The organism is Streptomyces sp. NPDC043746 (genome assembly GCF_056436485.1).
Genome location: NZ_JBWKCM010000001.1, coordinates 35105 through 60900 on the forward strand (window position 1 = coordinate 35105; position 25796 = coordinate 60900).

The 25796-nt window shown below is 73.3% G+C and carries 26 protein-coding genes and 2 pseudogenes; 22 read left to right on the forward strand and 6 right to left on the reverse strand.

The features are described from left to right. Positions 1 to 8 precede the first annotated feature (8 nt). The 7 genes and pseudogenes from AC0682_RS00185 to AC0682_RS00215 all read left to right on the forward strand — a co-directional run bounded on the left by AC0682_RS00185 (position 9) and on the right by AC0682_RS00215 (position 5995). The gene (locus tag AC0682_RS00185; RefSeq protein WP_478530144.1) at positions 9 to 1049 is read left to right on the forward strand and encodes a segregation and condensation protein A; all 1041 of its coding nucleotides are present in this window, start codon (positions 9 to 11) and stop codon (positions 1047 to 1049) included. Then, the gene (scpB, locus tag AC0682_RS00190; protein ID WP_478530146.1) at positions 1046 to 1702 is read left to right on the forward strand and encodes an SMC-Scp complex subunit ScpB; all 657 of its coding nucleotides are present in this window, start codon (positions 1046 to 1048) and stop codon (positions 1700 to 1702) included. Before AC0682_RS00185 ends, scpB begins: the two co-directional genes overlap by 4 nt. After that, positions 1702 to 2931, forward strand: coding sequence for a pseudouridine synthase (locus tag AC0682_RS00195; RefSeq protein WP_254812874.1), 1230 nt, complete (start codon positions 1702 to 1704; stop codon positions 2929 to 2931). Before scpB ends, AC0682_RS00195 begins: the two co-directional genes overlap by 1 nt. A gap of 162 nt (positions 2932 to 3093) precedes the next feature. Then, a pseudogene (locus AC0682_RS00200) lies at positions 3094 to 3429 on the forward strand (hypothetical protein); the annotation flags it as partial. Further along, positions 3426 to 4190: an NUDIX hydrolase gene (locus AC0682_RS00205; RefSeq protein WP_478530148.1), complete on the forward strand. Its 765-nt coding sequence runs from the start codon at positions 3426 to 3428 to the stop codon at positions 4188 to 4190. The pseudogene AC0682_RS00200 and the gene AC0682_RS00205, both read left to right, overlap by 4 nt. Further along, entirely contained in the window at positions 4187 to 5212 is a 1026-nt protein-coding gene (locus tag AC0682_RS00210) for an ADP-ribosylglycohydrolase family protein (protein ID WP_478530150.1), read from the forward strand. Before AC0682_RS00205 ends, AC0682_RS00210 begins: the two co-directional genes overlap by 4 nt. Positions 5213 to 5215: 3 nt before the next feature. Beyond that, positions 5216 to 5995 carry a nucleotidyltransferase domain-containing protein gene (locus AC0682_RS00215; RefSeq protein ID WP_478530152.1) on the forward strand — a complete coding sequence of 260 codons (780 nt, stop codon included), beginning with the start codon at positions 5216 to 5218 and terminating at the stop codon, positions 5993 to 5995. Between the two features lie 93 nt (positions 5996 to 6088). Here the strand turns inward: AC0682_RS00215 and AC0682_RS00220 are convergent, their stop codons facing one another. Both AC0682_RS00220 and AC0682_RS00225 read right to left on the reverse strand, forming a co-directional pair. Continuing rightward, on the reverse strand, positions 6089 to 6778 hold the full coding sequence (locus AC0682_RS00220) for a nucleotidyltransferase domain-containing protein (RefSeq protein ID WP_478530154.1): 690 nt from the start codon (positions 6776 to 6778) through the stop codon (positions 6089 to 6091). A 75-nt stretch (positions 6779 to 6853) separates the two neighbouring features. After that, complete coding sequence (locus AC0682_RS00225; protein ID WP_478530156.1) at positions 6854 to 7291, reverse strand: Rieske (2Fe-2S) protein; 438 nt, start codon at positions 7289 to 7291, stop codon at positions 6854 to 6856. 141 nt (positions 7292 to 7432) lie between these two features. Between AC0682_RS00225 and AC0682_RS00230 the strand changes: the two genes are divergently transcribed. The 7 genes from AC0682_RS00230 (at position 7433) to der (ending at position 12952) form a co-directional block, all read left to right on the forward strand. Then, positions 7433 to 7795: a DUF1304 domain-containing protein gene (locus tag AC0682_RS00230; RefSeq protein ID WP_478530158.1), complete on the forward strand. Its 363-nt coding sequence runs from the start codon at positions 7433 to 7435 to the stop codon at positions 7793 to 7795. A 7-nt stretch (positions 7796 to 7802) separates the two neighbouring features. After that, complete coding sequence (locus AC0682_RS00235; protein WP_478530159.1) at positions 7803 to 8405, forward strand: TetR/AcrR family transcriptional regulator; 603 nt, start codon at positions 7803 to 7805, stop codon at positions 8403 to 8405. Positions 8406 to 8472: 67 nt separating this feature from the next. Next, the gene (aroH, locus tag AC0682_RS00240) at positions 8473 to 8835 is read left to right on the forward strand and encodes a chorismate mutase (protein WP_018488012.1); all 363 of its coding nucleotides are present in this window, start codon (positions 8473 to 8475) and stop codon (positions 8833 to 8835) included. Next, entirely contained in the window at positions 8832 to 9917 is a 1086-nt protein-coding gene (locus tag AC0682_RS00245) for a prephenate dehydrogenase (protein ID WP_254812879.1), read from the forward strand. The genes aroH and AC0682_RS00245 overlap by 4 nt, the downstream gene beginning before the upstream one ends. A gap of 143 nt (positions 9918 to 10060) precedes the next feature. Continuing rightward, positions 10061 to 10756, forward strand: a complete 696-nt coding sequence (cmk, locus tag AC0682_RS00250; protein WP_254812880.1) for a (d)CMP kinase — start codon at positions 10061 to 10063, stop codon at positions 10754 to 10756. Then, a complete protein-coding gene (locus AC0682_RS00255; protein WP_254812881.1) occupies positions 10753 to 11409 on the forward strand; it encodes a lysophospholipid acyltransferase family protein in 657 nt (218 codons plus the stop codon). The genes cmk and AC0682_RS00255 overlap by 4 nt, the downstream gene beginning before the upstream one ends. A gap of 73 nt (positions 11410 to 11482) precedes the next feature. Further along, the gene (gene der / locus AC0682_RS00260) at positions 11483 to 12952 is read left to right on the forward strand and encodes a ribosome biogenesis GTPase Der (RefSeq protein ID WP_254812882.1); all 1470 of its coding nucleotides are present in this window, start codon (positions 11483 to 11485) and stop codon (positions 12950 to 12952) included. A gap of 68 nt (positions 12953 to 13020) precedes the next feature. On the opposite strand, the gene AC0682_RS00265 is transcribed toward der, so the two are convergent. Further along, positions 13021 to 13347: a hypothetical protein gene (locus tag AC0682_RS00265; protein WP_478530163.1), complete on the reverse strand. Its 327-nt coding sequence runs from the start codon at positions 13345 to 13347 to the stop codon at positions 13021 to 13023. A gap of 137 nt (positions 13348 to 13484) precedes the next feature. After that, a complete protein-coding gene (locus AC0682_RS00270; RefSeq protein WP_254812884.1) occupies positions 13485 to 14267 on the reverse strand; it encodes a hypothetical protein in 783 nt (260 codons plus the stop codon). 565 nt (positions 14268 to 14832) lie between these two features. Between AC0682_RS00270 and AC0682_RS00275 the strand changes: the two genes are divergently transcribed. The 4 genes from AC0682_RS00275 (at position 14833) to AC0682_RS00290 (ending at position 18544) form a co-directional block, all read left to right on the forward strand. Then, a complete protein-coding gene (locus AC0682_RS00275; protein WP_478530165.1) occupies positions 14833 to 16116 on the forward strand; it encodes a glycosyltransferase family 4 protein in 1284 nt (427 codons plus the stop codon). Further along, positions 16113 to 16928 (forward strand): transferase, encoded by an 816-nt coding sequence (locus AC0682_RS00280; RefSeq protein WP_478530167.1) that lies wholly within the window; start codon positions 16113 to 16115, stop codon positions 16926 to 16928. The genes AC0682_RS00275 and AC0682_RS00280 overlap by 4 nt, the downstream gene beginning before the upstream one ends. A gap of 69 nt (positions 16929 to 16997) precedes the next feature. Then, positions 16998 to 17963, forward strand: a complete 966-nt coding sequence (locus AC0682_RS00285) for a helix-turn-helix transcriptional regulator (protein ID WP_478530169.1) — start codon at positions 16998 to 17000, stop codon at positions 17961 to 17963. A 365-nt stretch (positions 17964 to 18328) separates the two neighbouring features. Then, positions 18329 to 18544: an I78 family peptidase inhibitor gene (locus AC0682_RS00290; protein ID WP_478530171.1), complete on the forward strand. Its 216-nt coding sequence runs from the start codon at positions 18329 to 18331 to the stop codon at positions 18542 to 18544. Between the two features lie 112 nt (positions 18545 to 18656). Here AC0682_RS00290 and AC0682_RS00295 read toward each other — a convergent pair whose 3' ends face one another. Beyond that, positions 18657 to 19700, reverse strand: a complete 1044-nt coding sequence (locus AC0682_RS00295; protein WP_254812885.1) for a phosphatase PAP2 family protein — start codon at positions 19698 to 19700, stop codon at positions 18657 to 18659. Positions 19701 to 20178: 478 nt separating this feature from the next. Here AC0682_RS00295 and AC0682_RS00300 point away from each other — a divergent pair, with 478 nt between their 5' ends. Both AC0682_RS00300 and AC0682_RS00305 read left to right on the forward strand, forming a co-directional pair. Beyond that, complete coding sequence (locus AC0682_RS00300) at positions 20179 to 21966, forward strand: MFS transporter (protein WP_478530173.1); 1788 nt, start codon at positions 20179 to 20181, stop codon at positions 21964 to 21966. Between the two features lie 103 nt (positions 21967 to 22069). After that, complete coding sequence (locus AC0682_RS00305; RefSeq protein WP_254812887.1) at positions 22070 to 23290, forward strand: acyl-CoA dehydrogenase family protein; 1221 nt, start codon at positions 22070 to 22072, stop codon at positions 23288 to 23290. Positions 23291 to 23357: 67 nt separating this feature from the next. On the opposite strand, the gene AC0682_RS00310 is transcribed toward AC0682_RS00305, so the two are convergent. After that, positions 23358 to 23801, reverse strand: a complete 444-nt coding sequence (locus AC0682_RS00310; protein WP_478530175.1) for a cell division protein SepF — start codon at positions 23799 to 23801, stop codon at positions 23358 to 23360. A 499-nt stretch (positions 23802 to 24300) separates the two neighbouring features. Between AC0682_RS00310 and AC0682_RS00315 the strand changes: the two are divergent. Together AC0682_RS00315 and AC0682_RS00320 are read left to right on the forward strand one after the other, a co-directional pair. Next, positions 24301 to 24534 (forward strand): annotated as a pseudogene (locus AC0682_RS00315) (hypothetical protein); the annotation flags it as partial. A 228-nt stretch (positions 24535 to 24762) separates the two neighbouring features. Continuing rightward, entirely contained in the window at positions 24763 to 25587 is an 825-nt protein-coding gene (locus tag AC0682_RS00320; RefSeq protein ID WP_478530177.1) for a DUF1684 domain-containing protein, read from the forward strand. Positions 25588 to 25796 lie beyond the last annotated feature (209 nt).

Genomic DNA, 25796 nt, shown 5'->3' on the forward strand with positions numbered 1-25796 from the left:
GGACCACCATGCCGACGCCACCCGACCCCGCCGCCCCGCGCCGCCGCGCCCTGGGGCGGGGGCCGGGAGTGGCCCAGCCGCCGGTGGAACCGCCCGCGGAGCCCGTACGGGAGCCGGAAGCCGAGGCCGTACGAGAGGCCGCACCCGTCCCCGGGGCGGAGCCGGAGCCCGTACGGCATCCCGAGGCGGTCCCCGTACCGGAGCCGGGGACCGCGCCGGAGCACGAAAGCGACGACAGGCGGTTCACCGTTCGGCTGGTGAACTTCGAGGGGCCTTTCGATCTGCTCCTCCAGCTGATCTCCCAGCACAAGCTGGATGTCACCGAGGTCGCGCTCTCCCAGGTCACCGACGAGTTCATGGCGCACATCCGTGCCATGGGCCCCGAGTGGGACCTCGACCGGACCACCGAGTTCCTCGTCGTCGCCGCCACCCTGCTCGACCTCAAGGCCGCCCGGCTGCTGCCCGCCGCCGAGGTGGAGGACGAGGCGGACCTGGCGCTCCTGGAGGCGCGGGACCTGCTTTTCGCACGGCTGCTCCAGTACCGCGCGTACAAGCAGATCGCCGACATCTTCAGCGGCCGTCTGGAGGCGGAGGCCCGCCGCCACCCGCGTACCGTCGGCCTGGAGGGCCACCACGCGGAGCTGCTGCCCGAGGTGGTCATCAGCATCGGGCCCGAGGGGTTCGCGAAGCTGGCCGTCAAGGCGATGCAGCCGAAGCCCGAGCCCCGCGTGTACGTGGACCACATCCACGCCCCCCTGGTCAGCGTGCGGGAGCAGGCGGGCCTCGTGGTGGAGCGGCTGCGCGCGGCCGGGGCGGCGGTCAGCTTCCGCGGCCTGACCGAGGACGCCCCGGACACGCTGACCGTGGTGGCCCGCTTCCTGGCCCTGCTGGAGCTGTACCGGGAGAAGGCCGTGACCCTGGACCAGGACGAGGCGCTGGGCGACCTGCTGGTGACCTGGTGCGGCGGGGAGGGCGCGGAGCCGGTGGTGACGGACGAGTTCGAGCAGGAGCTGAACGGGACCCCGGAAGAGGAGGGCGTACGGGAATGAGCGAGCAGACGACGCAGGGAGGCGACACGGGCGCGGTCGCCTCGCTCGACCTCAAGCCCGCCCTGGAGGCGGTCCTCATGGTCGTCGACGAGCCCGCCACCGTCGACCAGCTGGCCAGGGTGCTCCAGCGGCCCCGGCGGGCCGTGGCGGACGCGCTGCGGGAGCTGGCCGACGAGTACACCGTGCGGCGCCGGGGCTTCGACCTGCGGCTCGTCGCGGGCGGCTGGCGGTTCTACACGCGCCCGGAGTACGCCGCGGCGGTCGAGGGCTTCGTCCTGGACGGCCAGCACGCCCGGCTCACCCAGGCCGCGCTGGAGACCCTGGCGGTGGTCGCCTACCGGCAGCCGGTGAGCCGGTCGCGGGTCTCGGCGGTGCGCGGGGTGAACTGCGACGGCGTCATGCGGACCCTCCTCCAGAGGGGTCTGGTGGCCGAGGCGGGCACGGAACCCGAAACAGGTGCGATCCTGTACAGGACGACGAACTACTTTCTGGAGCGCATGGGCCTGCGAGGCCTGGACGAGCTCCCGGAGCTCGCGCCCTTCCTCCCGGAGGCGGACGCGATCGAGGCTGAGACGCTAGAGGGTGTGCCGTCGTTCGATCCGGACGCACCGGACACCCCGGATACTCACGCAGACGACAAGACGGAATTTTGATGCGAAGCAGTGGCAGGAACAGCGGAAGCGGCAGCGGCGGCAGCGGCCGGAACCCCCGGAGCGGCGGCGGTCAGGGCGGACGCCCCGGCGGCCAGGGCGGTCGCGGGGGCAGCCAGGGAGGCCGTCCCGGCGGCCAGGGCGGGCGTCCGGGCTCCCAGGGCTCACGCGGCTCCCAGGGCTCACGCGGCTCCCAGGGCGGCGGCCGGGACGAGCAGGACCAGCGTCCCCGCCGTCCCCGCCCCGAGGAGCGCCGCTACGACGTGGGCAACGACGCCCCCGGCGCCCGGGACGGCCAGGGCGGCCCCCGCAAGGGCCGGGGCGCGGCGGCCCGCGGCGGCGCCAAGGGCGGCCCGAAGCCCGCACAGGGCGGCGGCCGCAGCGGTGGCCCCCGCCGGGGCGCCCCCGCGCGCCCCCGCGAGCTGGACGCCAAGATCGAGCAGCGCAACCGCGACCGGTACGCGAACAAGCCCGACATCAAGCTCCCCAAGACCCACCCGGGCGCCGAGCAGGAGGGCGAGCGGCTGCAGAAGGTCCTCGCCCGGGCCGGCATGGGCTCGCGCCGCGCGTGCGAGGAGCTGATCGAGCAGGCCCGCGTCGAGGTCAACGGCGAGATCGTGGTCGAGCAGGGCATGCGCGTGGACGTGCACAAGGACGAGATCAAGGTCGACGGCCTGACCGTCGCCGCGCAGTCGTATCTCTTCTTCGCGCTGAACAAGCCCGCGGGTGTCGTCTCCTCGATGGAGGACCCCGACGGCCGCCAGTGCCTCGGCGACTACGTGACCAACCGCGAGACGCGGCTGTTCCACGTCGGCCGGCTCGACACCGAGACCGAGGGGATCATCATGCTCACCAACCACGGTGAGCTGGCCCACCGCCTCACCCACCCCAAGTACGGGGTGAAGAAGACCTACCTGGCCGCCATCCAGGGCCCCCTGCCGCGCGACCTCGGCAAGCGGCTCAAGGACGGCATCCAGCTGGAGGACGGGTACGCCCGCGCCGACCACTTCCGCGTCGTCGAGAACACCGGCAAGAACTACCTGGTCGAGGTCACCCTCCACGAGGGCCGCAAGCACATCGTGCGCCGGATGCTGGCCGAGGCGGGCTTCCCGGTCGAGCGGCTGGTGCGGACGTCCTTCGGGCCGATCCCGCTGGGCGACCAGAAGTCCGGCTGGCTGCGCCGCCTGACCAACACCGAGGTCGGCATGCTGATGCGCGAGGTCGGCCTCTAGCAGCGCCCGCACCCACGCCAGGGCCCGCGGCCGGTAACCGTCCGGAAAGTTCGGACGGAACCGGCCGCGGGCCTTCTGCTGCCCCCGCCCAGCCTTTATAGTCAGAGTGACTATTAAGAAGGAGGCGGGCCCGTGAGCCTCGCGGACCTACTCGATCCCCCGCTGTTCGCGCAGGCCGTGCCGTACGCCGGCACCGGCCTCCAGACGGTCCTCATCACCCTGGCCGCATACGGCTGGTGGACCTGGACCCACGGGGGTGGACCAGGCGCCACCACCCTCGCGCGGGCGCTCACCGGCCACGGCCGGGCCCACGGTGGGGCCTGGCGACGGACGGCGTACGTCGCGGAGTGCGGGCGCGAGCACAGCGCACGCACGCTCGCCGAGCCGCGCGAGACCACCGGCCCGCCCGAGACCCGGCCCGCCCGGGCTGTCGCCGCCGTGGACGAACCCCTCGCCACCGCATGGGACTTCGCCGCCCCCCTCCCGGAGAAGCGATGAGCACCGGCGTACCGGCGGAGTACGACCCGCACGCCTTCCCGCCCTTCGCGGTCACCGTCGACCTCGCGGTCTTCACCGTCCGGGACGCGGCGCTCCACGTCCTGCTGGTCGAGCGCGGCCAGGACCCCTTCCGGGGGCGCTGGGCGCTGCCGGGCGGCTTCGTCCTGCCCCGCGAGTCCGCCGACGAGGCCGCCCGCCGCGAACTGGCCGAGGAGACCGGACTCGGCCCGGACGCCGTGGGCTCCCTCCACCTGGAGCAGCTGCGCACCTACACCGACCCGGACCGCGACCCCAGGATGCGGGTCGTCTCCGTCGCGTACGCCGCCCTCCTGCCGGACCTGCCCGAACCGCGCGGCGGCGGCGACGCGGCGAGCGCCCGGTGGTGGGACGCGCGCGCCACCGGCCCGCTCGCCTTCGACCACGACCGGATCCTCGCCGACGCCCGCGACCGGATCGGCGCCAAGCTCGAATACACCTGCCTGGCCACGGAGTTCTGCCCGCCCGAGTTCACCCTCGGGGAACTCCAGCAGGTCTACGAGACGGTGTGGGGCGTCGAGCTGGACCGCCCCAACTTCCGCCGCAAGGTCCTGGGCGCCCCCGGCTTCGTCCAGCCCGTCGACGGGCCCCCGCGCCGCACCGGCGGCCGGGGCAAACCGGCCGCGCTCCACCGCGCGGGAGGCGCCACGACCCTCCACCCGCCCCTGCTGCGCCCGCAGCCCACCGACGCACCCCTCTCCCGCCCGGAAGGACGAACACCATGACCATCGCCACCCGAAGACTGACCAAGCAGGCGGCCACCGGCTCGCTGACCGGGCTCGCGCTCGGTGACGCGCTGGGCTTCCCCACCGAGTTCAACGACGTGCCCTCGATCCTCGCCAAGTGCGGCCCCTGGCGGGGGATGGAGCTGCCGGCCCCCGCGTTCGTCACCGACGACACCCAGATGACGATCGCGCTGGGCCGGGGCGTCCGCACCGCCATGGACAGCGGGCTGCTCACCCCGGAGCGCATGGTGGACCCGGTACGCCGGGAGTTCATCGCCTGGTACCACTCGCCGGACAACAACCGGGCCCCCGGCAACACCTGCCTCACCGCCTGCCGCCTCCTCGAAACCAGCGGCGTCTGGCAGGAGGCGAGCCAGACGCACTCCAAGGGGTGCGGCGCCAACATGCGGGTCGCGCCCATCGGCCTCGTCCCCGGCCTCAGCGCCGAGCAGCGCGCCGGGGCCGCCCAGCTCCAGGCCGCCCTCACCCACGGCCACCCCACCGCGCTCGCCGCCTCCGACCTCACCGCCCGCGCGGTCCTCCTGCTCGCCCAGGGCGCCGAACCGCTCGGTCTGATCGGCCAGTTGCGCAGCTACGCGTACGAGAACAGCGGCCGCTACCACACCCGCTGGCTGGGCGACCTGTGGCGGTACGCCGGGGACACCTCGCCCGAGGCGTTCATCAGCCGTGGCTGGGACGAGTGCCGACACGCCCTGGCCGCCGTCCAGGAGGCCCTGCGCGACCCGTCGCCGGAGACCGACCCGTGCGAGCGCACCGGCGACGGCTGGATCGCCGAGGAGGCCCTCGCCACCGCCCTGCACTGCTTCCTGCTCTTCCCCGAGGACCCGCTCGCCGCCCTGCGCCGGGCCGCCTGCACCCGGGGCGACTCCGACTCGATCGCCTGCCTGGCGGGCGCCTTCGCCGGAGCCCACCTGGGCGCGGGGGCCTGGCCCCAGGAGTGGTCGGAGCGGATCGAGTACCGGAGCGACCTGCTCTCCCTGGCGGCGCTCTGGGATGCTTGAGCGATGAGCCCCACTCCTCTGACCCTGGCGCGGGCCGGCCTCCCGGTGGTCGACCTGCGCCCCGACCTCGCCGAGGCCCCGGGCCCGCTGGTCTTCGCCACGGTCTCCGGCGCCCACCTCTACGGCTTCCCCTCCCGGGACTCGGACGTGGACCTGCGGGGGGTCCACGTCCTGCCCGCCGAGGAGCTGGTGGGGCTGCGCGAGCCGGAGGAGACCCGGACCCGGATGTGGGAGCGGGACGGGGTCGAACTGGACCTCGTCACCCACGACCTGCGCAAGTTCGTCCGCCTGATGCTCCGGCCCAACGGCTACGTCCTGGAGCAGCTGCTCTCCCCGCTGGTGGTCCACACGAGCGCCCTCCACACCGAACTGGCCGCCCTCGTCCCCGGCGTGCTGACCCGCCACCACGCCCACCACTACCGGGGCTTCGCCGGGACCCAGTGGCGGCTGTACGGCAGGACCGGCGAGCTGAAGCCGCTGCTCTACACCTTCCGGGCGCTGCTCACCGGCATCCACCTGATGCGCGGCGGGGAGGTGCTGGCCCATCTGCCGACCCTGCTCGACGAGGTCGACGCCCCCGCGTATCTGCCCGACCTGATCGAGGCCAAGGCTGAGGCCGAGCACGCGACGGCGACGCAGGCGGACGGCGAGGCCGTGGCCCGGGACATCGAGGAACTGCACCGCGTGCTGGACGAGGCACAGGAACGCTCCTCGCTCCCGGAGACCGCGACGGCGTTCGACGCCCTGCACGAGGTGGTCGTACGGGCGAGGCTCACGCCTTGAGGCCTCTCGGGGCTGCCGGTCCGCCGTCCGCCCGGCCCGGCCTCCGGAGGCCACCGGCAGGCTCCTGCCGGGCCGACGCCCCCTCGCCCCCGACTACCGCGCCGACGCCCTCCTCACCCGTACGAGGAAGTCCTCCACCGCCGCCCGGTCCGGCCCGGGCGGCAGCGGGGAGGCATCCGCCGCCTCCTCGCTCTCCTCGGCCAGGCGGTTCATCCGGCGCTCCACCTCCGGCCATGGCACCTCGCCCCGCTTCACCGCCAGCAGCCCCTCGCGCGCCTCGCCCACCTCGATGCGCAGCTCACCCGTGCGCAGCAGGTCCCGGCAGCTCGCCAGCAGCCGCAGCAGGTGCATGGCGTGCTTCCAGCGCGGCTCTCCGTACTGCCGTACGTCCGCCTCCAGCTTCCGGCGCTGGCCCAGCGCGTAGCGGACGAACGTGGTGTGCGCCTGGCGGGAGAGGAACGCCCCGCGCAGGGCCACCAGTTCCCGGCCGGTGTCGTCCATGTACTCCACCAGCGGGGAGTGCAGGCACTCCAGCACATTCGGATTGGCCCGCAGCGCCAGCTCGCAGAAGCGTTCCAGCTCCCAGGAGAACTGCTCGTGCGCCGGGCCCTCGACATGTGTCGGGGGTTTGGTGAAGCCCCAGAACAGCGGGGTGGGGGCCACGAACACCCCGCGCAGGTCGGTGTCGCTGTCCTGCGTCGCCAGACCGAACGCCCGGGAGCCCATCACACACGCGTAGACCGTGTGGTCACGTACGAGAGCCTCGTCGGCGGGAGTGATCATGGCCGTGAGGGTACGTGGACGGCGGGCCGGGCCGCATCCGGAAACAACCGGGCCGGGCCGGGGCGGCTCCACCGCTCAGCCCAGCCGGATCTCCCCGTCCGTGACCGTGATCCGCTCGGCCGGCAGCGGGCGGGTCGCCGGGCCGGCCTCGACCGCCGCGTCCGTGAGGGAGAACTTGGAGCCGTGGCAGGGGCAGTTGATGGTGCCGTCGCCGACCGTCGAGACGAGGCACCTGGCGTGGGTGCAGACGGCGGAGAACGCTTTGAACTCGCCCTCCTCCGGCTGGGTCACCACCACCTTCTGCTCCTTGAAGACCATGCCCCCGCCGACCGGGATGTCATCGGTCGAGGCGAGCTGCTGCCCGCCGCCGGGGGAGGCGTCCGGCGAGGTCCCGGGCGAGGTGGCGGCCGTATCCCCGCCACCGCCTCCGTCGCCGTCCGATCCGCAGCTGGTCACCAGGGCGGCGGCGCCTGCCGCGCCCGCCGCCAGGACGGTCCTTCGCCGTGCGTTCACGGGCTCTCCAGTGGTCAGGTGTGAGTGGGGGATCGTGCCCGCCATGGTGGCGGCGGGGAGGGCGGAGGTGAAGCAACCGGGCGGGTCGGGAGCACTTCCTGTACAGTCGTCCAGGAAATCGTCACAGAGAGGCCGACCGCCATGCACATCGCCGCTCAGGTCCTGGTCGCGCTCGTCGCGCTGATCCACGCCTACTTCCTGGTCCTGGAGATGTTCCTCTGGGACACCGACCGCGGCCGCTCGGCCTTCGGTACGACCCCCGCCTTCTCCCGCGAGAGCGCCACCCTCGCCGCCAACCAGGGCCTCTACAACGGCTTCATGGCCGCCGGCCTGGTCTGGGGCCTCGTCGCCGCCGACCCGGTCGCCTTCCAGGCGCAGGTCTTCTTCCTGAGCTGTCTGGTCGTCGCCGGGATCTACGGGGCCGCCACCGTGAGCCGGAAGATCCTCTACGTCCAGGCCGTGCCGTCCGCACTCGCCCTCGGCGCCGTCCTGCTCGCCGGCTGAGCCCCTGATGGCTCCGGCAGTCACCGACGGCAGCGCCGACCCCCGTACCGCACGCACCCGCGCCAAGCTCCGTACGGCTCTGCTCGCCGCCTGCGAGCACCGGCCACTCGAACAGGTCAGCGTCGCGCAGGTGGTCCGCGGGGCCGGGGTCGGGCGCGCCACCTTCTACCTCCACTACGACGACCTGCACGCGCTCGCGGTGGACGCCTGCGCCGAGGTCGTCACCGAAGCGGTCGACGCCCTGCACGCCTGGGAGGGCGCGCCGCCAGGACCGGACGCGCCGCCGCCCCCGCTTGCCGCGCTCCTGGCGTCCGTCCACGGCCGGGCCTCCGTCTACCGCAGCCTCCTGCGCGAAGGTGGCGGCGGGCCGCTCGGCGAGCTGCTCCACCGGGAGCTGCGGCAGCGCAGCCTCGACGAGCTGTCCGCACGGCGCCCGGCGCAGCCCGGGCACGACCTCACCGCGAGCGCCGTCGCCGGACTCTTCACCGGCGTGCTCGCCGACTGGGTGCACGGGCGCGTCGCCGCGACGCCGGAACACCTCGCCGGCCGGATCTGGCACATGCTCCTCGCGGTCCATGCCACCGCCCGTCTCACCCAGAGAGCGCGGTGACCGCCCCCCCTCCCGCCCCTCTAGGGTGATCAGGAGCAGCGGAAGTGAACGAGCGAGGAGTCAGGACGTGGCGGTACGAGCGGTCCGAGGCGCCGTCCAGCTGGAGCGGGACGAGGCCGGACACATGGAGGAGCGGGTCGGTGAGCTGCTCACCGCGGTCCTGGAACGCAACGAGCTGGTCGCCGACGACCTGATCAGCATCTGGTTCACCGCCACCCCTGATCTGCACAGCGACTTCCCGGCCGCCGCCGCGCGCGGCCTCGGGATCGTCGACGTCCCCCTGATCTGCGCCCAGGAGCTGGACGTCGAGGGGGCCATGCCCCGCGTCGTCCGCCTCCTGGCCCATGTCGAGACCTACCTCTCGCGCGCCGAGATCAGCCACGTCTACCTCGGCGCCACCGCCGCCCTGCGCAAGGACATCGCCCAGTGAGAACCGCCCTCGTCATCGGAACCGGGCTCGTCGGGACCTCCGCCGCCCTGGCCCTGGCCGGACGCGGCATCCACGTCCACCTCGTCGACCACGACCCCGAGTCGGCCCGTACCGCCGCCGCGCTCGGCGCCGGGACCGACGAGCCGCCCACCGGACCGGTCGACCTCGCCGTGATCGCCGTACCGCCCGCCCACACCGCCACCGTCCTGGCCACCGCCATGCGCGACGGGGCGGCCCGGGGCTACCTGGACGTGGCCAGCGTCAAGGGCGGCCCGCGCCGGGAGCTGGAGGCGCTGGGCCTCGACCTCACCCCGTACATCGGTACGCATCCGATGGCGGGCAAGGAGCGCTCGGGGCCGCTCGCCGCCACCGCCGACCTCTTCGAGGGACGTCCGTGGGTCCTCACTCCGACCCGCGACACCGATACCGAGGTCCTCAACCTCGCGCTGGAGCTGGTCGCGCTCTGCCGGGCCGTGCCCGTGGTGATGGACGCCGACGCCCACGACCGGGCCGTCGCCCTGGTCTCACACACCCCGCAGCTGATCTCCTCCATGGTCGCCGCGCGGCTGGAGGAGGCCGACGAGTCCGCCGTACGGCTCTGCGGGCAGGGCATACGGGACGTGACCCGGATCGCCGCCTCCGACCCCCGGATGTGGGTGGAGATCCTCTCCGCCAACCCCGGGCCGGTGGCCGACGTGCTGGCCGGGGTCGCCGCCGACCTGGAGGAGACGGTACGGGCGCTGCGCGGCCTGCACTCCGCCGACGAGGAGAGGCGGCGCGCGGGCACCGACGCCATCGAGGACGTCCTGCGCCGGGGCAACGCGGGCCGGGTCCGGGTCCCGGGCAAGCACGGCGCCGCCCCGGCCGCGTACGAGACCGTGGCCGTCCTCATCGGGGACAAGCCGGGCGAGCTGGCCGCGATCTTCGCCGACGCGGGCCGGGCCGGGGTCAACATCGAGGACGTCCGCATCGAGCACGCCACCGGGCAGCAGGCGGGTCTGGTCCAGATCATGGTCGAGCCGAGCGCGGCCCAGGTGCTCGGCGCCGCACTCGCCGAGCGCGGCTGGTCGATCCGCGGCTGAGTCCGGTGGGGCTCAGGTCGGCGGCTCTGGCGCCGGCGGTGTCCGGTGCCTGAGCCGTACGGGGTACAAGGGCGCGCCCGGCACTCGGTAACCTGGTACAAGGCCCCCGTGGCCCGTCCGTCCCCACCCCGTGCACCAGGAAGGTGTCCACCGCCGTGGAAACCGCAAGCTCCGCCGTGATCGTCGCCATCGACGGGCCCTCCGGCACCGGAAAGTCGAGCACATCGAAGGCCGTCGCCGCCAAGCTCGGCCTGAGCTACCTGGACACGGGCGCGCAGTACCGGGCCATCACCTGGTGGATGCTGAACAACGGCATCGACATCTCCAGCCCGGCCGAGATCGCCACCGCCGCAGCCAAGCCGGTGATCGTTTCCGGCACCGACCCGTCCGCCCCGACCATCACCGTCGACGGCGAGGACGCCTCCGGCCCGATCCGCACCCAGGAGGTCACCTCCAAGGTCAGCGCGGTCAGCGCGGTCCCCGAGGTGCGCACGGTCATCACCGAGCTGCAGCGCTCCATCGCCGCGGGTGCTAAGGGCGGCATCGTCGTGGAGGGCCGGGACATCGGCACCACCGTGCTGCCGGACGCCGACATCAAGATCTTCCTCACCGCCTCCCCGGAGGCCCGCGCCGCCCGCCGCAGCGGTGAGGTCAAGGGTTCCGACCTCGCCGCCACCCGCGAGGCCCTGATCCTGCGGGACGCCGCCGACTCCGGCCGCAAGACCTCCCCCCTCGCCAAGGCCGACGACGCCGTCGAGGTGGACACCACCGAGCTGACCCTCCAGCAGGTCATCGAGTGCGTCGTCACCCTCGTCGAGGAGAAGCGGACCGCCGCGTGAGCGACGCCACGGGGGCGCCCACACCGCGCGGGGCCGCGGTCGGGCGGCGCATCGGCGTCGGCCTGATGTACGGGCTCTGGAAGCCGCGGGTGCTCGGCGCGTGGCGGGTGCCCGCCGCCGGGCCCGTCATCCTCGCGGTGAACCACTCCCACAACATCGACGGCCCGATGCTGATGGGCACCGCGCCCCGGCCGGTGCACTTCCTGATCAAGAAGGAGGCGTTCGTCGGCCCCCTCGACCCGTTCCTGCACGGGATCGGCCAGATCGAGGTGGACCGTACGACGGTGGACCGCACCGCGATCAGCCACGCGCTGGGGGTGCTGGCGAACGGCGGGGCGCTCGGGATCTTCCCCGAGGGCACCCGGGGCGAGGGCGACTTCGCCTCGCTGCGGGCCGGACTCGCGTACTTCGCGGTACGCGGCGGGGCGCCGATCGTCCCCGTCGCCGTGCTGGGAAGCACCGAGCGCCGCGGACGGTTGATACGGGGGCTGCCCCCGCTGCGCAGCCGGGTCGACGTCGTCTTCGGTGACGCGTTCGACGCGGCCGCGGGCGACGGGCGGCGGACGCGCAAGGCGCTGGACGAGGCGACCCTGCGGATCCAGGCGCGGCTCACCGCCCACCTGGAGAGCGCCAAGCGCCTCACCGGCCGATAGGCCAGACTTGAGTACTTGAGTAGTGGACCGCGCTGATCGCGGTCCATCGATGATGCAAAGAGGAACGGACTTCATGAACGACCAGATTCACTCCGGCGGCTCGGACCACGAGCACGGGGAGCTTGGCGATGCCGAGTACGCGGAGTTCATGGAGCTTGCCGCGCAGGAGGGCTTCGACCCGGAGGAGGTCGAGGGCGCTCTCGGCGAGGCCGGTCACGGCCCGCTCCCCGTGCTCGCCGTCGTCGGCCGCCCCAATGTCGGCAAGTCGACCCTGGTGAACCGGATCATCGGCCGCCGCGAGGCCGTCGTGCAGGACAAGCCCGGCGTCACCCGCGACCGCGTCACCTACGAGGCCGAGTGGGCGGGCCGCCGGTTCAAGGTCGTCGACACCGGCGGCTGGGAGCAGGACGTGCTGGGCCTCGACGCCTCCGTCGCCGCCCAGGCGGAGTACGCCATCGAGACGGCCGACGCCGTCGTCTTCGTGGTCGACTCCACCGTCGGCGCCACCGACACCGACGAGGCCGTCGTCAAGCTGCTGCGCCGGGCGGGCAAGCCCGTGGTGCTCTGCGCCAACAAGGTCGACGGCCAGAGCGGCGAGGCCGACGCCACCGCCCTGTGGTCGCTGGGGCTCGGTGAGCCCTACCCGGTCTCCTCGCTGCACGGCCGGGGCACCGGCGACATGCTGGACGCGGTCCTGGAGGCGCTCCCGGACGCCCCGGCCCAGAAGTTCGGCACCGCCCCCGGCGGCCCCCGCCGCATCGCGCTGATCGGCCGCCCGAACGTCGGCAAGTCCTCCCTGCTCAACAAGGTCGCGGGCGAGGACCGGGTCGTCGTCAACGAACTGGCGGGCACCACCCGAGACCCGGTCGACGAGCTGATCACGCTCGGCGGCATCACCTGGAAGTTCATCGACACCGCCGGCATCCGCCGCCGCGTCCACCTCCAGGAGGGCGCCGACTACTACGCCTCGCTGCGAACCGCCGCCGCCCTGGAGAAGGCCGAGGTCGCCGTCGTCCTGATCGACGCCAGCGAGTCCATCAGCGTCCAGGACCAGCGGATCGTCACCATGGCCGTGGAGGCCGGGCGGGCCCTGGTCGTGGCCTTCAACAAGTGGGACACCCTCGACGAGGAGCGCCGCTACTACCTGGAGCGCGAGATCGAGACGGAGCTGGCGCAGATCGCCTGGGCCCCGCGCGTCAACGTCTCGGCCGTCACCGGCCGCCACATGGAGAAGCTGGTCCCGGCGATCGAGACCGCGATCGAGGGCTGGGAGACCCGCGTCCCCACCGGTCGGCTGAACGCGTTCCTCGGGGAGATCGTCGCCTCCCACCCGCACCCGGTCCGCGGGGGGAAGCAGCCGCGCATCCTCTTCGGTACCCAGGCGGGCACCAAGCCGCCCCGGTTCGTCCTCTTCGCCTCCGGCTTCCTGGAGCACGGCTACCGCCGCTTCGTCGAGCGCCGACTCCGTGAGGAGTTCGGGTTCGAGGGCACTCCGATCCACATCTCGGTCCGGGTCCGCGAGAAGCGCGGCCGCACCAAGTAGCGCACACGGGAGAGCCCCGGCGCGGTCCCTGCCCAGGGACCACGCCGGGGCTCTCCCCGTACCCGCTCTCAGGACTCCCGGGAGCCCGGCGGAAGCGCCGCCGGCCGGGGGCGCCCGGCGTGCCGGCCCACCCGCTGCCAGGAGCCGAGGCTCCCGGTGTGCTGGCTCTGAACGCTGCCGGTTCCGGTGTGCCGGGCGGACCCGGCCGACGGCGGGTAGCCGCCCAGCGGGGCCCGGGTGGCGAAGAGCCCGGCGCCGAAGGCCGGGAAGCGGAGATTCTCCTCACCGCTCCGGTCACCCGGCAACGCCCGGAACGAGCGCCGGTACTCGGAGTACAGCGCGTCGTAGATCGGGGTGGCGGAGGTGCCCGCCGATGGATCCTGCGCGGGACGCATGGCAGGAATCTGGCTCTGGTGCTGGCGGGATGGGTCGTATGAGTGCACGTAGGTGCCAACGACCTCGTCGCCCGTCGGATGCGGTTCCGCCGGAGAAAACGCTGTTCGGCGGGGGTACCCGGGCGGGGCGGACACGCTCAGGTCCCGGCCAGCGGCATCGACGCGGCGACCAGGACCCCGTTGACCGCGGCCTTCTCCAGGGCGTCCCGGAGCAGATCCTCGCGCGGCTGCTGGCCGATGGTGCCGGCCGGCGCGGCGAAGACCAGGACCTGCTGCGACTTGTTGACCGCCGCCCGCCAGCCGTCGGTGACCTGGAGCGGCTGGTGGGCCTGCCACCAGGCGACCGGGTTCCCGCCGCCGGAGCCCGGCTGCAGCACGGCGTGCAGCTGGCCCACGGCGAGCAGCACCGACCAGCCGGGCAGCGGCGCGGGCAGGGTGTGCAGGTCGGGCGCCGGGTGGAAGCCCTGCTCCAGCAGCAGCTGGAGGAACTCGTCGCCCCCGCTGCCGTCGGTGCCGGGCCGGGCGACCGGTCCGGTCGGTTCGACGACCAGGGCCGGGCGGACATCGTCCTCGATGAGAACGAGACCGCTGGTGATGCCGAGGACGGCCTGTTCGGGCATACGCCCCTCCGTATTCTGCTGCTCGCTGCCGGTGATGCTGCGCACCGCGCCCTGGAGCTGGTCCTCCGCGACCCTGACGACCTGCGAGGGGATGCACGTCGCGTGGGCGAACGCGAGCACGGCCGTCTCGTCCCCGATGAACAGCACGGTGCTGGTGCGCTCCTGGTCGGAGTCGCCGGGGGTGCGGCAGGAGGTGCAGTCGTAGCTGCCGGGGGTGTCGTCGCCGACGAGCAGCCGGTCGGCTTCGTCGTCGCCGATCTCGGCGCGTACGTCCTGGCTGACGTCGAGCATGCGCGGCACGGGTGGCTCCTCGAACTCGGTGCGTGGGCCGGGGGGTTCCCGGCTCATGAAGAGACAACGGGGAACCCGTGGCCGGGGTCACGCACCGGCGAGCACGGAAGTGAGGGCCATGTCGACTCATCTCCACATCGACGAGTCAACCTTCGGTTCCCTCGGGGGCCGAGAGGGCGAGAGGGGCGAGAGGGGAGCCGGTCGGGCGCATGCTCCGGAGATTTTCCCCGGACGCAGGCAACCTCCCCGCTTCGTCCCACGTCAAGCACGGAGGAACGCGTCGCCGGAACGGATGGCGGGCAGGCGGCCGGGAGGCGCCCCGGCCGCCCCCGAAAGACCCGCGGACACCGGACGTCGAGCGGGAGGCGGGTCCGCGGCTCCCGGGAACGGCCCGGTCGGTCCCGGCTCCGGCGGCGCGGCGGGGGCACCGGACGGTGCGAAGCATTCCACGGCGGAATCCACCCGGATTCCGGATCCGTTCGGGGTGGTGGAACGGGTCGGCGGAACAGATGGTGAACCACCGGGACGTACAGTCACGAAACACCGGGCCCGACCAGGGGGAGACGGCAGCTCCATGCACATGTCATTTCTGCTGCACAACGCGTACGGCATCGGGGGGACGATCCGCTCGACCTTCACACTCGCCCGCACGCTCGCCGAACAGCACGACGTGGAGATCGTCTCCGTCTTCCGGCACCGCGACACACCCCAGCTCGGCGCGCCCGAGGGTGTGGTGCTCCGCCACCTCGTCGACCTGCGGAAGAAGAGCGGCACCTACGAGGGGGACGAGGCCGAACACGCCCGGCCCGCCGTGGTGTTCCCGCGCGGCGACAGCCGGCACAAGCAGTACAGCAGGCTCACCGACGCCCGGATCGCCGACCACCTCCGGACGCTTGAGGCCGATGTCGTGGTCGGCACCCGCCCCGGCCTGAACGTGCACATCACCCGGCAGACCCGCCGGGGCCCGGTCCGCGTCGGGCAGGAGCACCTGACCCTCGACAACCACGGCTACCGCCTGCGGCGCGAGATCGCCCACCGGTACACCCTGCTCGACGCGCTGACCACCGTCACGCGCGCCGACGCCGCCGACTACCGCCGCCGGATGAAGCTGCCCGGCGTGCGGATCGAGGCCATCCCCAACGCCGTTCCCGTGCCCGGCTGTCCGCCCGCCGACGGCGATCTGAAGTGGGTCGTCGCGGCCGGCCGGCTGCACCGCGTCAAACGGTACGACCTGCTCGTGCGGGCCTTCGCGCAGGTCGCGGCCGTACGCCCGGACTGGCGGCTGAGGATCTACGGCGGAGCGGACGCCAGCGGCGACGAACAGGCCACGCTGCGCACGCTCATCGACCGGCTGGACCTGCACAACCACGTGTTCCTGATGGGCGCGGCCAACCCCATGGAGGCCGAGTGGCCCAAGGGGTCGATCGCCGCCGTCACGTCGGAGCGCGAGTCGTTCGGGATGACCATCGTGGAGGCGATGCGCGGCGGACTGCCGGTCGTGGCCACCGCCTGCCCGCACGGACCTGCCGAGATCATCGAGGACGGCGTCGACGGCCGCCTCGTACCGGTGGGGGACACCGACGCGGTCGCCGCAGCGCTGCTCCGGCTGATCGAGGACGACGACCTGCGCCACCGGATGGGCCGCGCCGCGATCGGGGCGTCGGAGCGCTTCGACCCGGCGCGGATCGCCGAGCGCCACGAGAGCCTCTTCACCGAACTCGTCTCCCGGGGCGGCCTGAGCCGGAGCCACGGACCCCTGCGCACCGCGCTGCACCGTACCCGGGGCACTGTGCTCGACGGCGCGTACGCCCTCCGCTACAAGGCCGCCGACGTGCTCCGCAAGGGGAGGACCGCATGACCACCGCCACCGTACGCGCCGACTGCGTCGCCGACCCGGCCGGGACGCTCACCTTCGAGCTGGCCCTCGCCCCGGCCCCCGGCCCCGGGGCCGTGCTGCTCCTGCGCCGGAGGGGAGGGGCGGGCACCACGGTCCGGCTGCCGCTGAGCACCACCGCCCCCGGCCGGCTGCGGGCGGTGCTGGAGCCGGCCACCGAACTGCCCGAGGGGTGGTGGGACACGTACGTCGAGGAGCCCGGCTCCGAGCACACGCCGGCCGTCCTGCCGGGCCTTCGGGACCTGCGCACCCTCATCGACCGCACCCCCGACGCCGCCACCGCCACCGTCCGCTGGCGGGTGCCCTATCCCACCCTCGACGGCCGCCTCGCGGTCCGCAGCTGGGTCCGCGCCCCGCACGCCGAGGCCGGTGCGATCCGCGTCAGCCGGTCCGGGATGAGCGTCGAGGGCGTGCTGTACGGGTCCGGGGCGGGGGAGGGCGCCGTGGTGGAGGCCCGGCTCCAGCAGGACCCCGCGCGCCTCCACCGCGTCCCGCTCACCGCCACCGGGGAGCCGGGCGGCTTCGCCTTCACGCTGCCCTACGCCCCGCTGGTGACCGGCCCGCTGGCCGGGGAGCAGCTCTGGGGGCTGTGGCTGATCCCGGTCCCGGGCGCGAAGGCGGTCAGGATCTCGCGCATCCTCGACGACGTCTGGACCCGGCACAAGACCTTCGTCTACCCGGGCCGTCCGGTGGCCGAGGGCGCCGTGGCCACCCCTTGCTACACCGTGGGGAACGACCTCTGCGTACGGATGGAGCCCGGGCCTCCCGCCGCCTGAGCGGTTCGGGCCTGCTTCCGGAGGGCTTGCGGACGGTAGCTGTCCGCAAGCCCTGGCAGACTCCTTCCCATGTTGGAGACCTCGGCACGACTGCTGCGCCTGCTCTCGCTGCTCCAGGCCCACCGCGACTGGTCCGGCGCCGACCTGGCCGAGCGGCTCGGCGTCACCCCGCGTACCGTCCGCCGGGACGTGGAGAAGCTGCGCGAGCTGGGCTACCCGGTGAACGCCAGCCCCGGCACCGGCGGCGGCTACCAGCTCGGTGCCGGGGCGGAGCTGCCGCCGCTCCTGCTGGACGACGAGGAGGCCGTCGCGGTCGCCGTGGGGCTGCGCACGGCGGCTGGCCACGGCGTCGAGGGCATCGGTGAGACCTCCGTGCGCGCCCTGGCCAAGCTGGAGCAGGTGCTGCCGCACCGGCTGCGCCGCCGGGTGAGCGCGCTGGGCGCCTTCACCGTGCCGATGCTGCACGCGGCGGATGCCGAGACCGTGGACCCGGCGCTCCTCACCGAACTCGCCGGGGCCTGCCGGGACAGCGAGCGGCTCCGCTTCTCCTACCGGGCCCACAGCGGCTCGGACTCCCGCCGGACCGTCGAACCCCACCGGCTCGTCTGCACCGAGCGCCGCTGGTACCTCGTCGCCTGGGACCTGGACCGGGCGGACTGGCGGACCTTCCGGGTGGACCGGATCACCCCGACACCCCCGCACGGCCCCCGCTTCACGCCCCGGACGCCGCCCGCCGAGGACCTGGCCGCCTACGTCTCCCGGGGGGTCGCGGTCTCCGCCTACGCGGAGCGGGCGGTGCTCCTGCTGAAGGCCCCGGTGGCGGAGGCGGCCCGGCACATCTCGCCCTCCGCCGGGGTGCTGGAGCCCGTCGACGAGCGGAGCTGCCGGCTCACCGCGGGCGCACCCGACCTGGAGGTGCTGGTGATCCACGTGCTGCTCATGGGTGTCGACTTCGAGGTGGTGGAGCCGCCCGAGCTGATCGAGGTGATGTCCCGGGCCCGGGACCGGCTCGACCGGGCGCTCGCCGGATCGTGAGATTCCTCCCGGCTTCGTGACGGGAGGGGGAGTCGTGGAAGAAACGTGGGGAAAGACAGGACACAGCTATGGGGCCAGAATTACCCGGTGTTCCGGCCATTCGGGTGACGGGACTCCGGCCGGGTAAAGCGGCAGGTCACCCAGGGTGTTTTCGGAGTGCGGCGACCGGCCCCGTCGCGCGGCTGCACGGGGGCCGCGGACCATTTCGCGCCGCAACTTCCCGGCGGGCTGTCCGAGTGAATGGACCGGGATATGGGCGTGTGGGGATTCTGTGACACAAGCGTGACCGCGACGGCATGTGAGGATGCCGGGCCGGACCCCGGTCCGGCCTTCCGTCCGGCTCCGCGGCCGCCTACGGTGAGGGCATGGCCTCTCTACCGACCCCTCCCGCACAGCCCGACGACGTCCCCGACTCGTATGTCGGCCTCGCCGCCGACACCGCCGAGCAGCTGGCGAGAAGCCGTGGCTGGGACACGGTCCGGGCGGTCCCGCCGGGCTCGTTCCTGACGATGGAGTTCCGCTCCGGGCGCATCAACTTCCAGGTCGAGGACGCCACGGTCACCCGCTGCTGGGTCGGCTGACGCCCTTCCGCGCCCCCGGTACGGCCGCCTACGGCCAGGGCCCCGACCATGGTGTGGTCGGGGCCCTGGCCGTACGCGGGGGTCCTGGTCCTCAGGGAGGACGGGACAGTCCTCAGCCGCCCGTCATCGGCCGCGCCGGGCTCGCCGTGCTCCGGGAGCTGTGCTCCGGGTGCTGCGGGGGGCGGCGGCTGCCCGCCGGGGCGGACGCCGGTCGCTCCGGGCAGGCGGTGGGCGCGGTGTGCGCCCGCGCCCGGACCCCGGTCGCCTTCGCGGTCCCGGTCGCGGCAGTCGCCACTCCCGTGGACACCTGTGCGGCGGGCGCGGCCGACACGGCCGCGCGGGCCGCGCCCTCGCCCGCGATCGACTGCGGGAGCAGCACCGGCTGCGGCCCGTCCTGCGGGACGAGCGCCGGACGCGGGGCCCTGCGCCGGGCCCGCCACTGCTCGCGCACGTCGAAGATCCAGCTCTCCGTCCGGGCGATCAGCGGCTCGAACCAGGGCAGCGCCAGCAGGATGAGCAGCCCCGCCGCCCAGCCCAGCAGCACATCGCTGAGCCAGTGCGTGCCGATGTAGACGGTGGTGAGGCCGACGCCCAGCGAGACCGTGGCGGAGAGCGCCGACAGATAGCGCCTGGCCCGGGGCGTGGTGGCCAGATAGGCGAGGATTCCCCAGGTCACGACGGCGTTGGCGGTGTGACCTGAGGGAAATATATCGCCGCCGGCGAACATCTCGGCCGAGCCGATCTGCGTCGCGTAGTGCGGGCCGAGCCGCCCCAGACCCAGCTTGACCGCTCCCACCGTCACGTTCAGCAGCAGCAGGGCCGTGCCGAGGACCAGGAGCGGCCGGAGCGTGTGCTGCCGCCAGGAGCGCCAGCCCAGCCAGCAGGCGACCATCACCGCCGTCGGGCCGCGCTGGCCGAGCACGACGTAGTAGTCGAGGAAGGCGTGCAGTTCGGGCCACTGCTGGTAGGGCCTGAACAGCATGACCTTCCAGTCCAGGGCCACCAGCCAGGACGTCACGAGCACGGCGAAGACGATGGCGAGATAGAACACCAACGTCCCGCCGAAGAGGGCGATGCGGTGACGGCTCATCCGCGGTGCCACTATCTTCGGCGGTTCCGGCTCCCGGTCCAGGCGGGCAAAGATGTCGGTACGCACCCAATCGACGTTACAGCGAGTGAGTGTGCGTGCAGGCCAATCCGGCCGCTTTGTGATGACGATGTGATGTGGACTTTGTCTCAGAACGGTGACTTTTTCCCGGCCCGCAGAAGAATCTCCGTGATCTTGCGCCCCATTTCCCCGGGGTTCCCTTCGGAAGTGTGTTTGATCTCCCGGTTAATTTCGTACGGGGGAATCCGCGGGAATTGATCCGGCCATTCGGGGGAGACGCGCGCCGCCGCGCTCCGCCCCTCCGTGGGGCCCGCCGGGGTGCGGCGCGGGGGCCCGCCGACGGGGCCGCAGTGGCGTACGACACACTGTGTGGCGGACCGGCGTATGAGGTGGACCACGTGTCAGCAGGCCGAACTCGCGTACGCTGACGGCGCACTCGCCCGTCGATGCCGGGCCCCCGGAGACGCGACACGCCACAGTCCCCGCCGGTCCACCGAGCGCGAGGGACCCATCGGGAGGTATGTAGATGTCCGGGACGACCACGGCCGGAGTCCGGCTGCGCAGCGCCGCCGACGGCGCCAACCGCTGGGTCGTCCTCGTCGTCCTCTGCCTGAGCCTGCTCGTGGTCGCGCTCGACGCGACCGTGCTCCACGTCGCCGTCCCCTCGCTCACCGAGGACCTGCGCCCGAGCGCCACCGGACTCCTGTGGATCGTCGACGCCTACCCCCTCGTCTGCGCCTCGCTACTCATCCTCTTCGGCACGCTGGGTGACCGGGTCGGCAGACGGCGCGTGCTGCTCCTCGGCTACGGCCTCTTCGGCGCCGCCTCGCTGCTCGCTACGACCGCCGACACCCCCGCCGTTCTCATAGCGGCCCGCGCCCTGCTCGGCGTCGGCGGCGCGATGATCATGCCCGCCACCCTGTCGATCCTGCGCCAGGTCTTCCCCGACCGGCGGGAGCGGGCGCTCGCCATCGGGGTGTGGACCGCGGTGGCCGCGGTCGGCGCCGCCACCGGGCCGGTCGTCGGCGGCTTCCTGGTCCAGCACTTCTGGTGGGGTTCGGTCTTCCTCATCAACATCCCGCTGATGGCGGTCATCCTGCCGCTCGGCCGGTGGCTGCTGCCGGAGTCGCGCGGTTCCCAGGACGGGCCGTGGGATGTGCTGGGCGCGCTGATGGCCGCGGCCGGGGTGCTCGGCGTCGTCCTGGGCGTCAAGCGGCTGGGCGGCGGGGCGGGCCTCCTGGACCCGGTCACGCTGGTCCCGCTGGCCCTCGGACTGGCGCTGCTCATCCTCTTCGTACGCCGCCAGAAGCGCCGAGCCCACCCGCTCATCGACATCTCGATGTTCGCCCGCCCGGCCTTCTCGACCGCCGTCGGCTGCATCGTGCTCGCCATGCTGGCCCTGGTCGGCCTCCAACTGATCGCCGTCCAGTACCTCCAGCTGGTGCTGGGGCTCAGCCCGCTGGAGACCGGGCTGCGGCTGCTGCCGCTGACCTTCGCCGCGATGGCCGCGGGCGCCACCGGCTCGTACACCCTGCGCCGCCTCGGCCCCCGCAGGATGGTGGGCTGGGGCTTCGTCCTGACCGCCTCCTCCGTGCTGCTGCTCACCTCGATGGGCCACCACGACCGGCCCGCCCTGCTGACCGGCGCCTTCGTCCTGCTCGGCTTCGGACTCCAGACGACGCTCTTCGGGGCGTACGAGTCGATGCTCAGCGACGCCCCGGCGGAGCGGGCGGGCGGGGCCGCGGCGATAGGGGAGACCTCCTACCAGCTCGGTGCCGGGCTCGGTATCGCCCTGCTCGGCAGCGTCATGAACGCCGCCTACGCTCCCGGCCTCGCCTCCCTGCGCGACCAGGGCGTACCCGCCCGCGCCGGAGCGGAGGCCTCCCACTCGCTGGGCGAGGCCTACCAGGTCGCCGCCGAGCTGGGCGGCCCGCTCGGGGACCTGCTGCGTTCCACGGCCCGGCACGCCTTCGTCGGCGGGCTGCACATCACGCTCTTCGTCAGCGCGGGGCTGCTGCTGATCGGCGCGCTGGCCGCCCTGCGGCTGCCGAGGGCGATGGAGTGCCCGCCGAAGGAGTCCTGCCCCGACGGCGGCGCTCCGCCGGAGCCCGGTGCCGACGAGCCCCGCGTCCCCGCCCCCACCGCGCACGAGGCAATTCAGCACCCGGCCGCCGGACCCGAGGCCGCCGAGCGCCCCGTCCCCGAGCCCAGGACCGTGGAGCCCAGGACCGTGGAGTGCCCGGCCCGGCGCGTGACGCTCCCCGCGCCGCGCGAGCCGGCCGAGGCGACCGGCTCTGGACGGGCGGCACCCTGAGCCGTAACGTCTCCACGACGCCCTGACTACCACTGCTAGTTTCCGGAAGGCGTGGCCGGACCCCACTCTTCCGGACACCGTGCGAGCCGCCGGAGGCACCCTCATGTCCAGCACCGAGTCCGCCAAGCCCTCGAAGCTCCCTCCGTTCGACGCCACCGACCCCCTCGGCATCGACGACCTGCTCGGCCCCGACGACCTCGCGATCCGCGACACCGTCCGCACCTGGGCCGCCGACCGGGTCCTGCCGCACATCGCCGAGTGGTACGAGAAGGGGGAGCTGCCCGGCATCCGGGAGCTGGCCCGGGAGCTGGGATCGCTGGGCGCGCTCGGCATGTCCCTCGACGGGTACGGCTGCGCCGGGGCGAGCGCCGTCCAGTACGGGCTGGCCTGCCTGGAGCTGGAGGCCGCCGACTCGGGGATCCGCTCGCTCGTCTCCGTACAGGGGTCGCTCGCCATGTACGCGATCCACCGCTTCGGCTCCGAGGAGCAGAAGCAGCGGTGGCTGCCCGGCATGGCGGCCGGCGAGACCATCGGCTGCTTCGGGCTGACCGAACCCGACCACGGCTCCGACCCCGCCGCGATGCGGACGTACGCCAAGCGCGACGGTGAGGACTGGGTGCTCACCGGCCGCAAGATGTGGATCACGAACGGCTCGGTCGCCGGGGTCGCGATCGTCTGGGCGCAGACCGACGAGGGCGACGAGGGCCGGGGCATCCGTGGCTTCGTCGTCCCCACCGGTACCCCCGGCTTCTCCGCGCCGGAGATCCACCACAAGTGGTCGCTGCGCGCCTCGGTCACCAGTGAGCTGGTCATGGACGGCGTCCGGCTCCCCGCCGACGCGGTGCTGCCGGAGGCGAAGGGGCTGCGCGGCCCGCTCAGCTGTCTGAGCCACGCGCGGTACGGGATCGTCTGGGGTGCCATGGGTGCGGCGCGGGCCAGCTTCGCGTCGGCGCTCGACTACGCGCGGACCCGGGAACAGTTCGGCCGGCCGATCGGCGGCTTCCAGCTCACCCAGGCGAAGCTGGCGGACATGGCACTCGAACTGCACAAGGGCATCCTGCTCGCCCATCATCTGGGCAGGCGTATGGACGCGGGGCGGCTCCGCCCCGAGCAGGTCAGCTTCGGCAAGCTCAACAACGTGCGGGAGGCCATCGAGATCTGCCGCACCGCGCGCACGATCCTCGGGGCCAACGGGATCTCGCTGGAGTACCCCGTGATGCGGCACGCCACGAACCTGGAGTCGGTGCTCACGTACGAGGGCACCGTGGAGATGCACCAGCTGGTGCTGGGCAAGGCGCTCACCGGTCTCGACGCCTTCCGGTGACCGCGGCACGTCCCGCGGGGCGTGCCGACCGGAGGCGCTGACCGGAACTCTCCGGCGAGCGCCCTGCTCAGCTCTGGTTGAAGAAGCCGTCGGACGTGCGTCCGGCGGCTTCACCGGCGACCACCTGGGTGTCGGCCGGGGAGAGCAGGAAGACCCGGGTGGCCACCCGGTCGATCGAACCGCGCAGGCCGAAGATCAGCCCGGCGGCGAAGTCCACCACGCGCTTGGCGTCGGCGGGGTCCATGGCCGTGAGGTTGACGATCACCGGGACACCGTCCCGGAACAGCTCACCGATGGCCCGGGCGTCCCGGAAGCTGTCCGGGGTCACCGTGGCGATCCGGCGGTCCCGCTCCTCGGCCGCCTCGGAGGCCACCTGCACCCGGGGGTCGGTGACCCAGGCCTGGTTGCCCGTGCCCGTCTCCGCACCCTCGGCGTACTCGTCGTCGTAGTACCGCTCGTCGTGGTCCTCCACGAGGCCCAGCCAGGCACTCGCCTTGCGCACCGATCCCATGGACGCCTCCTCTCAACCGCGGTTCCTTGGTGTTCCGCATCTCTTACGTATCCCTATGGTCGTCCATGATGCGGATACCGCGCCAAGTGGATAGTCGCCGCGCAGGTGATTCGTGACGGTACTGGTGCAGAACATGTGGCGGTTCGTCAAGGTTCCTCCTGGATAACGGGGGTTCCGATGAGAAAATATGATGCGCCGGTCCGTACGGGTGACCTGGGGGACGTACGGGTGAACGGATCGCTCGACACGATGTACGGCGCTCGGGTGCGCGAGCGGCGCGCGCCGGCGGGAACAGCTCGCGGGGGAGGGGCGTGTTCGGAGTCGTGAGGCCCTGTCCCCGCCGCCCCCCCCCGAAGGCCTGCGCACCGAGGAGACGGCCCATCTCTGCGGCCTCTGCCTGGCTCTGAGGGCGGGTCACGGACAGTTCGCCCGGATTGTCGCGAACTGTGCCGGTCTGATGGTCTCGGTCCCTGACGGAGGTTCAGACAGGCCGCGCCGCCCCCGCCCCCGGCCGCCGCGCGACCGGCGCGGGCTGATCGCCGGGTGCCCGGTGTGGGCTGGGCTCGCCTGTACCTGCCGGATGTGCTGCGGGAGCTACGAGGGCCCCTGGAGCCGGGAGCGGCGGGAGGCGCCGTGCCCGAGCTGCGGGGACTGCTGCGAGGCGGGCAACTGCTGCGGCCGGTGCGGCGACGGCTGCTGCTGTCGCGGCGAGTCCTGCGGGTGCGACTACTGAGCCCGCCGGTGCCGCCGGTTCTGCCGGTCCCGCCGGTTCTGCCGGTCCCGCCGGCCCCGTCCGTCCCGGGCTGCTTCGGCTCGCGCGCGCTCACCCCGGCGGCCTGGACGGCTTCGTCGACCGGGCCGTCCCGCTCCTCCAGGCGAGCGGCGCATTCCGCTCCGGGTCTCCGGCTCCCGCTGCGGTCGCACCTCGGCCTCGCGGAGCCGGTGTGGAAAGGTTGAGCGCATGAGCACGGACGCACAGCAGCACCATCAGGCGGGGGCGCCGGGCGCGGCCGCCCGCGAGTGGCAGCGGTGGCACGAGGGGCGCGTCCTCGCGGTCGCGGCCCCCTACGGCCCGCTCGCCCTGACCGGAACCCACTGGCTCTCCGACTACCCGGACGGGCGAATTCCGGCCGTCCCGGGGCGGTGGCGCGAGGAGGGTGACGCGGTGGTGCTGACCGCCACCGTCGAGGACGGCATCGTCGTCGACGGCGAGCCGCTGACCGGCGAGGTCCGGCTGGGCGCGGACAGTGGTCCCGCCGACGACTCCCAGGTGGCGCGGGGGGACCGGCGGCTGGTGGTGATCCGCCGTGAAGGGCTCTGGGCGGTACGGGACTTCGACCCGGACGCACCCGCGCGGCACGCCTTCTCGACCATCGACGCCACCCCGTACGACCCGGCCTGGGTACTGCCGGGGGCCTTCCGGCCGTACGCCGAGGAGCGGGACGTCCGGGTGGCGAACGCGGACGGGGCCGAGCGGGGGCTCGGGCTCGGTGGGGAGATCGCCTTCACGGTGGCCGGAGAAGAGCACACGCTCCGGGTCGCGGTCGAGGAGGACGGTTCGCTCTGGGCCGTCTTCGCCGACGCCACCAGCGGGAACGGCAGCTACCGCTTCCGCTTCCTCCGCCCGGGAAGGCCCGCCGGGGACGGCAGCCTGAGCGTCGACTTCAACCGCGCGCTGCTGCCGCCGTGTGCCTTCGCGGACCACTTCCTCTGCCCCTTCCCGCCTCCGGGCAACACCCTCACCGTGCCGGTCGCGGCGGGGGAGCGGAACCGCCTGGACGTCTGAACCGCGCGGTCTTCCCGGCCCCGCGCGCTCTCCGGCTCCCGGCGGCCCTGCGACTGCTGCTGGGGGCGGGTGGGACGCGCGTGGCTGAAAGGCATGCTTGCGTCCGCTGTCCGGACGCCTCGATACTCCCGTCAGCGATTGTCAGGGGCATGGCGAATTCGAGATCCGGACACGCCCCCGACTGCGCCTCACGGGCCCGCCACCCCACA